Here is a 7,105-nt window from a genome sequence, read left to right as displayed (position 1 = left end):
CCGCGATGGGCCGCGCAGCGGCCCCCTTGGGCCTGTGACATCTGCGAATCAGCTTGCCAGTGCCGGCGGTTTCAGAATCGCCGGGGCCGCTGCGCAGCCCATCGCGGCCAGGTCCGCTCCTACATGGACGTCGCAGGCGAGCCTTGCTCCTACAGGCGGGGGAAGGAATTTTGCTTGGCGCCATTGGTCGGCAGCACCCCGGATGCATTAAAGTAACAGCCCCCGCCCGGGCGCTTTTCGCCATGCGCCCCGGCCTATTTCCAGGAACACTCGACGATGGAACATCGTGAGGCGCTGATCGCGCTGCGAACCTTTCTTTCAACCCAGATTCTTGGCCAGGAAAAACTGGTCGAACGTTTGCTGATCGTACTCCTGGCCGACGGCCATATGCTGGTCGAGGGCGCCCCGGGGCTGGCCAAGACCAAGGCCATCAAAGAGTTGGCCGAAGGCGTCGAAGCACAGTTCCACCGCATCCAGTTCACCCCTGATCTGCTCCCGGCCGACATCACCGGCACCGAGATCTATCGACCGGAAACCGGCAGTTTCGTGTTCCAGCAAGGCCCGATCTTCCATAACCTGGTGCTGGCCGACGAGATCAACCGGGCGCCGGCCAAGGTGCAATCGGCGTTGCTCGAAGCCATGGGCGAGCGTCAGGTCAGCGTCGGGCGCAGCACCTACGAGCTGTCGCCGCTGTTTCTGGTGATGGCCACGCAAAACCCGATCGAGCAGGAAGGCACCTACCCGCTGCCCGAGGCCCAGCTCGACCGTTTCCTGATGCACGTCAAGATCGGTTTCCCCGATGCGGCGGTCGAGCGACGGATTCTCCAGCAAGCACGTGGCGAGGCATTGAACGGCGAAACCAAGCCCGAGCGGCGCGTCAGCCAGCAGGCGATTTTCGCCGCCCGCAAGGAAATCCTTGGCCTGTACATGGCCGATGCGGTGGAGGAATACCTGGTGCAGTTGGTGATGGCGACCCGTACCGCGAGCAAGTTCGACCCGGAACTGGCCGACTGGCTCGCCTATGGCGCCAGCCCGCGCGGCTCCATCGCCCTGGACCGCTGCGCCCGCGCCCATGCGTGGCTGGCCGGGCGCGACTTTGTCAGCCCCGAGGATATCCAGGCGGTACTGTTCGATGTGTTGCGCCACCGCATTATTCTGTCTTTCGAGGCCGAAGCGGCCGGTATCGACCAGGACCGGGTGATTCAGCGCATCCTCGACGTCGTGGCCGTAGCCTGAGCCCATGTCGACTTCCGCTCTCGCCGCCCCCGGCATCCGTGTCACGATCGCCGAGCTGATCGAGATGCGCCATCGCGTGCGCGAGGTGCAGCTGTTTTCCACCCCCGGCCAGCGCAGCCCGCTGATTGGCCTGCACCACTCGAAACTGCGCGGGCGCGGAGTCGATTTCGACCAGGTGCGGGTCTACCAGGCCGGCGACGATGTGCGCAGCATCGACTGGCGCGTGACCGCACGCACCCAGGAACCGCACACCAAGCTGTTCCATGAAGAACGCGAGCGGCCGATCTTCATCCTGGTGGAACAGAGCCGGCGCTTGTTCTTCGGCTCCGGCCAGATGTTCAAGTCGGTGCTCGCCGCCCAGGCCGCCAGCCTGATCGGCTGGGCCGCGCTAGGCCACAATGACCGCATCGGCGGGCTGGTGTTTGGCGACAACGAGCACTACGAGATCAAGCCCCGGCGCAGCAAACAGAGCCTGTTGCAACTGCTGAACCGGCTGGAGCGGGTCAATCAGTCGTTGCATACCGAAAGCCAGGCCGAGCGCGATGGCCTGGGCATGGCCTTGCGCCGTGCCCGGGAAGTGCTGCGCCCGGGCAGCCTGGCCATCGTGATCTGCGATGAGCGCGCCCTGACCGATGCCGCCGAACAGCAACTGTCGCTGCTCTCGCGCCATTGCGACCTGTTGCTGTTGCCACTGTCCGACCCGCTCGACCACGCCCTGCCCGCGGCCGGGCTGCTGCGTTTCGCCGAAAGCGGCAAGCAGCTGGAGCTCGACACCCTGGATGCCAACCTGCGCCAGAGTTACCGCGCCCAGGGCGAAGCGCGGATTGCCCGCTGGGAGCTCCTGGCGCAAAAGCTGCGCGTCTTGCTGATGCCCCTGAGCACACAAACCGAAATGATCGAACAGTTGCGCGAATACCTGAACCCCCGGCGTCCGGGGAAACCGCGATGAGCAGCCTGGAGAACCTGCAGCCGCTGATCTCCCCGCCACCTGTCAGCGTCTGGCCATTGGCGCCGGGCTGGTATGCGCTGGCGCTGCTATTGCCGCTGCTCGGCTGGGGCCTCTGGTTCGCCTGGCGCCGTTGGAAGGCGCGCCAGCCCCTGCCCGTTGCCGAGCAACCGCTGGACCCGATGCGCACTGAAGCACTGGCCGAACTGGCCCGCTTGCCCAAACCCTACGATGGAGCCCCGGCGGGCGCCTGGCTGCAGCAGATCAACGCGCTGCTCAAGCGCCTGTGCCGCAACCATTACCCCAACAGCCATAGCCACACCCTCAATGGCCGGCAATGGCTGGCGTTTCTCGACAACCGCTGCCCGGCCGCCGGCCTGACCCGCTGGATGGTGCTGGTCGAAGGCGCCTATAAACCGGAATGCAAACTGGACGACAAGGCCATCGCCGGCCTGAGCCAGTCGGTCGACACCTGGATTCGCAAACATGTTTGAGCTTGCCTGGCCCTGGATCTTCGCCCTGCTGCCGTTGCCGTGGCTGATGCGGCTGGTGCTGCCGGCGGCCGACAGCGGCGAACCCGTGCTGAATATCAGTTTTATCAGTGAGCTGGAAACCCTGGCCGGCCGCAAGGCCCGCCTGAACCTGCCGACCTGGCGCCAGCAAGCCCCCTATGTGCTGCTCTGGCTATTGCTGTTGATGGCCGCCGCACGCCCGCAATGGTTGGGCGAACCCTTGCCGGTGGCCGCCAGCGGCCGCGATTTGCTGGTAGCCGTCGACGTGTCTGGCTCCATGGACTTCCCCGACATGCAGTGGGACGGTGAAGAAGTCAGCCGCCTGGAGCTGGTCAAGCACCTGCTCGGCGACTTTCTCCAGGACCGCGAAGGTGATCGCGTCGGCCTGATCCTGTTTGGCAGCGAGGCCTACCTGCAGGCACCGTTGACCTTCGACCGTCGCACCGTGCGCACTTGGCTGGATGAAGCGCGGATCGGCATCGCAGGCAAGAACACCGCCATCGGTGATGCCATCGGCCTGGCCGTCAAGCGCCTGCGCCAGCGCCCGGCCCAGAGCCGGATGCTGATCCTGATCACTGACGGCGCCAACAACGGTGGCGAAATCCATCCGCTGACTGCCGCCCGCCTGGCCGCCCAGGAAAATATCCGCGTCTACACCATCGGCATCGGCGCAGACCCCGACCCCCAGGGCGGCATCGGCCTGATGGGAATCACCCCTAGCCTGGACCTGGACGAAGCGAGCCTCAAGGAAATCGCCAAACTCACCGGCGGCAGTTATTTCCGCGCCCACGACGGCAAGGAACTGGGCGCCATCGGCCAGACCCTCGATCAGCTGGAGCCGGTGGCCCAGCAACCGACCCAGGCGCGTCCCGCCATCGCGCTGTATCACTGGCCGCTGACCGGCGCGCTGCTGGTCAGCGTGCTGCTGGTGATTCGCGAACGCTGGCCGGACAACCCCTTGCAGCGCCTGTTGCACCGACCACACTTTCTGCAACCTCACCCGGAATGGCGCGAACGGCTGCGCCGCCTGCGTCTGCGGAGGCGGCGATGATCGAACTCTGGCCTCACTGGCTACGCCCCGCCGCCCTGGTGCTGCTGCCCTTGTTCGGCTGGTTGCTGTGGAAACTCTGGCACCGGCAAAAACGCGCAGGACGCTGGCAGATGATCCTGCCCAGCGCTTTCCATTCGGTGTTGCTCAGCGGCGGCAGCGGCAGCGGCAGCAAGCTGCCGTGGATCGCCCTCGGGTTGGCCTGGCTGTTGGCACTGCTGGCCTTGCTCGGGCCCAGCTGGCAGCGCATCGAGCAGCCCGGCCAGCGCCCGGCCGACCCGCTGGTGGTGGTGCTGGAGCTGACCCCGGACATGCTCGCCACCGACATGACGCCCAACCGTCTGGAGCAAGCCCGACGCAAATTGCTGGACCTGCTGGCACGGCGCAATGACGCGCAAACGGCGATCATCGTCTATGCCGGCAGCGCCCATACGTTGGTGCCGCTGTCCGATGACCTGGCCACCAGCCGCAATTTGCTCGAGGCCCTCAAGCCCTCGATCATGCCCCAGCCCGGCCACCGCGCCGACCTGGCCGTGACCAAGGCCCTGGCGTTGCTGGCCCAGGGTGCCCTGGGTCAGGGCCGGATTTTGCTGGTGGGGTCCTCGCTCAGCGAACAGGAACGCCAGGGCATTCGCCAGGCCCTCGGGCGCCAGGGCCCGGAATGGCTGATGCTGGGCGTCGGCAGCGCACAAGGGGCACCGGTCACCATGGAAGACGGCGAGTTTCTCAAGGACGAACAAGGCGCGATCCTGCTGCCAAGACTTGAGAGTGCCAGCCTCAAAGCCTTTGCCAACGAGCTGGGCGGGCGCTATCGCCAGGCCCGACTCGACGATCTGGACCTGCGCAACCTCGGCCTGCTGGCCGCGCCGAACAGCATGCGCAGCGATGGCCAGACCCTGCAACTGGACGCCTGGGCCGACCAGGGCTATTGGCTGTTGCTGCCCCTCTTGCTGCTGGCCGCCTGCGCCGGGCGGCGCGGCTGGTTGTTCTGCCTGCCACTGCTGCTGTGCCTGCCGCAACCCAGCCAGGCTTTCGAACTGAGCGACCTCTGGCTGCGGCCGGATCAACAAGGCCAGCGCTGGCTTGCAAAAGGACACCCGGCGCAAGCGGCAAAGCACTTCATTGACCCGCAATGGAAAGGCCTGGCCCTTTATGAAGCCGGCGACTACGCCGCGGCCGCCAGGCAATTTGCCGAAGGCAACAACGCCAACGCCCATTACAATCGTGGCAATGCCCTGGCCCGCAGCGGTGAACTGGAAGCGGCGCTCGACGCCTATGAACAGGCCTTGGACTACCAGCCTGACCTCAAATCGGCGCTGGCCAACAAAGCCCTGGTCGAACAGGTTCTGGAACAGCAGCGCCAGGCTGCCAAAGCCGAGCAAGAGCAAAAGCAGGCCGAGGCGAAGAACAACGAGCAGCCACAATCCCTGGAAGACCAGAGCGACAGCAGCGCCTCCAGCGCCCAGCCGTCGACCTCGGACACTGAACAACAGGCCGGGCAACCGGATGAAGACGCCACCGACACCGCTGAGCCATCAGACAGCCAGGCCAGCGCGCAGGCGCCGGATGAGGAGCAAACCACTCGCCCGCCCACGCGGCCGGTCGACAGCTCCCTGGATGGCGAACAGCGCCAGGCCCTCGAACAATGGTTGCGGCAGATCCCGGACAACCCGTCCGAACTGCTGCGGCGCAAATTCTGGTATGAACAGCAACAGCGTCAGGAAACTACTCGATGAGTCGCTTCAGCGTCTTCTTTCTCAGCCTCATGATGTGCCTTCAGGTGCAGGCCGCCGAGCTGAACGCCAGCGTCGACCGCACCCGGCTGAACTCCGGCGAAACCGTCGAGCTGGTCCTCGAAACCCACGACGTCACCGAGTTCGGCAAACCCGACCTGACGCCACTGGATACCGCCTTCGAGGTCCAGGGCAGCCGCCAGGTCAACCGCCTGACCACCCTGGACGGCCAGACCGAAGCCACCACGCGCTGGATCATCACCTTGTTGCCGCGCCAGAGCGGCACGGTGGAAATCCCGGCCTTGCGCCTGGGCGAGCTGGCCAGCCAGCCGATCACCTTGCAGGTCATGCAAAGCGAGCAGGTCCCGACCAGCAACCTGGCACCGGTGTTCATCGACGCCAGCCTGGACACCGAAAACGTCTATGTTCAGGCCCAGGTGGTGCTGACTGTGCGCATCTACCACTCGGTGTCGCTGTATGACGACAGCAGCCTGACCCCGCTGCAGATCGCCGACGCCCGCATTGATCAGCTGGGCGAGTCGCGCACCTTTGAGAAACTCATCAATGGCGTGCGCCATGGCGTGATCGAGATGCGCTATGCGATTTATCCCCAGCACAGCGGCGCATTGATCATCCCGGCCCAAGTGTTCACCGCCACCCCGGTCGAAACCGGCCCCGGCCAGGATCTGACGACGCCCAAGCCGGGCAAGCAGGTCCAGGTCACCTCCGCCGAGATGGCGCTGACGGTCAAGGCCAAACCGGTCGTCTATCCAGCAGATGCCCCCTGGCTGCCCGCTCACAGCCTGACCTTAAGTGAAAACTGGAGCCCGGAGCCCGGGCAGAATCAGGTCGGCGACTCCGTGACCCGCACCCTGATCCTCAAGGCCGAGGGGCTCTCCAGCGCCCAGCTGCCGCCGCTGCCGGCCACCGAAATCAACGGCTTGCGCCGCTACCCGGACCAGCCCCGCTTGAGCGACCAGAACGGTGAACGTGGGCTCATTGGCAGCCGTGAAGAGCGCGAGGCACTGGTGCCGACCCGCAGCGGCAGCATTGAGGTACCGAGTGTCGAGGTGGTCTGGTGGAACACCCATGAAGATCACCTGGAGCACAGCAGCCTGCCGGCCCGCACGCTTCATATCGAAGACAATCCCGGCCTGACTCAGGCGGCCGGAGGCACGGAGAGCGCTCGCGGGGTCAGCCAGACCGAACTGCGGATCTGGCAGCTGATCAGCCTGTTGCTGGCCTGCACCACGGCATCGGGCTTCAGTCTGTGGTGGCGTGGACGCCGCCTACCGGCTATCCAGCGAGCCGCGCAAACCGGGCCGAGCCCGCGTACCCTGCTTGACGACCTCAAGCGCGCCTGCCAGGCCAACGACCCCCATACAACGCGCCAGGCCCTCGATGCCTGGGCACGCCAGCAGCCCGAAACCCTGGCCGATATGGCAGCGCGCTTCGTGCCGCTGTCCGATGCCCTGGACGGCCTCAATGGCGCGCTGTACAGCGAAGCCGGGCAGTACTGGCAAGGCGAGGAGCTGTGGCGTGCCATCGGCATGATCCCGGTCGCCGAAAGCAACACGCCGACCCTCGGCGACAGCAATAGCCTGCCGCCGCTCTATCCCAAATAATCCCG

At 65.7% G+C, this 7,105-nt stretch carries 6 protein-coding genes; all 6 read left to right on the top strand.

Annotation, left to right across the window (positions count from 1 at the left end):
- The first annotated feature begins 276 nt into the window (after positions 1-276).
- Genes GUY40_RS04935 through GUY40_RS04910 form a run of 6 tightly spaced genes read left to right on the top strand, consistent with a single transcriptional unit; the run spans position 277 to position 7,100 of the window.
- Positions 277-1,236, top strand: a complete 960-nt coding sequence (locus GUY40_RS04935) for a MoxR family ATPase (RefSeq protein WP_166567819.1) — start codon at positions 277-279, stop codon at positions 1,234-1,236.
- Positions 1,237-1,240: 4 nt separating this feature from the next.
- On the top strand, positions 1,241-2,185 hold the full coding sequence (locus tag GUY40_RS04930; protein WP_166567818.1) for a DUF58 domain-containing protein: 945 nt from the start codon (positions 1,241-1,243) through the stop codon (positions 2,183-2,185).
- Entirely contained in the window at positions 2,182-2,676 is a 495-nt protein-coding gene (locus GUY40_RS04925) for a DUF4381 domain-containing protein (protein ID WP_166567817.1), read from the top strand. Before GUY40_RS04930 ends, GUY40_RS04925 begins: the two co-directional genes overlap by 4 nt.
- Entirely contained in the window at positions 2,669-3,745 is a 1,077-nt protein-coding gene (locus GUY40_RS04920; protein WP_166567816.1) for a VWA domain-containing protein, read from the top strand. Before GUY40_RS04925 ends, GUY40_RS04920 begins: the two co-directional genes overlap by 8 nt.
- Entirely contained in the window at positions 3,742-5,478 is a 1,737-nt protein-coding gene (locus tag GUY40_RS04915; RefSeq protein WP_166567815.1) for a VWA domain-containing protein, read from the top strand. Before GUY40_RS04920 ends, GUY40_RS04915 begins: the two co-directional genes overlap by 4 nt.
- Positions 5,475-7,100, top strand: a complete 1,626-nt coding sequence (locus tag GUY40_RS04910; protein WP_166567814.1) for a BatD family protein — start codon at positions 5,475-5,477, stop codon at positions 7,098-7,100. The genes GUY40_RS04915 and GUY40_RS04910 overlap by 4 nt, the downstream gene beginning before the upstream one ends.
- Positions 7,101-7,105: the final 5 nt, after the last annotated feature.

Origin of the sequence: Pseudomonas sp. R5(2019), from assembly GCF_009905435.1 — a bacterium.
In the GTDB taxonomy this organism is placed as follows: domain Bacteria; phylum Pseudomonadota; class Gammaproteobacteria; order Pseudomonadales; family Pseudomonadaceae; genus Aquipseudomonas.
The sequence above is the reverse complement of the archived record's forward strand: the minus strand, read 5'-3'. Positions and strand labels throughout refer to the sequence as shown.

Coding starts and splice junctions, on each gene's coding strand:
- GUY40_RS04935 (WP_166567819.1), top strand. CDS start 277: ATGGAACATCGTGAGGCGCTGATCGCGCTGCGAACCTTTCTTTCAACC.
- GUY40_RS04930 (WP_166567818.1), top strand. CDS start 1,241: ATGTCGACTTCCGCTCTCGCCGCCCCCGGCATCCGTGTCACGATCGCC.
- GUY40_RS04925 (WP_166567817.1), top strand. CDS start 2,182: ATGAGCAGCCTGGAGAACCTGCAGCCGCTGATCTCCCCGCCACCTGTC.
- GUY40_RS04920 (WP_166567816.1), top strand. CDS start 2,669: ATGTTTGAGCTTGCCTGGCCCTGGATCTTCGCCCTGCTGCCGTTGCCG.
- GUY40_RS04915 (WP_166567815.1), top strand. CDS start 3,742: ATGATCGAACTCTGGCCTCACTGGCTACGCCCCGCCGCCCTGGTGCTG.
- GUY40_RS04910 (WP_166567814.1), top strand. CDS start 5,475: ATGAGTCGCTTCAGCGTCTTCTTTCTCAGCCTCATGATGTGCCTTCAG.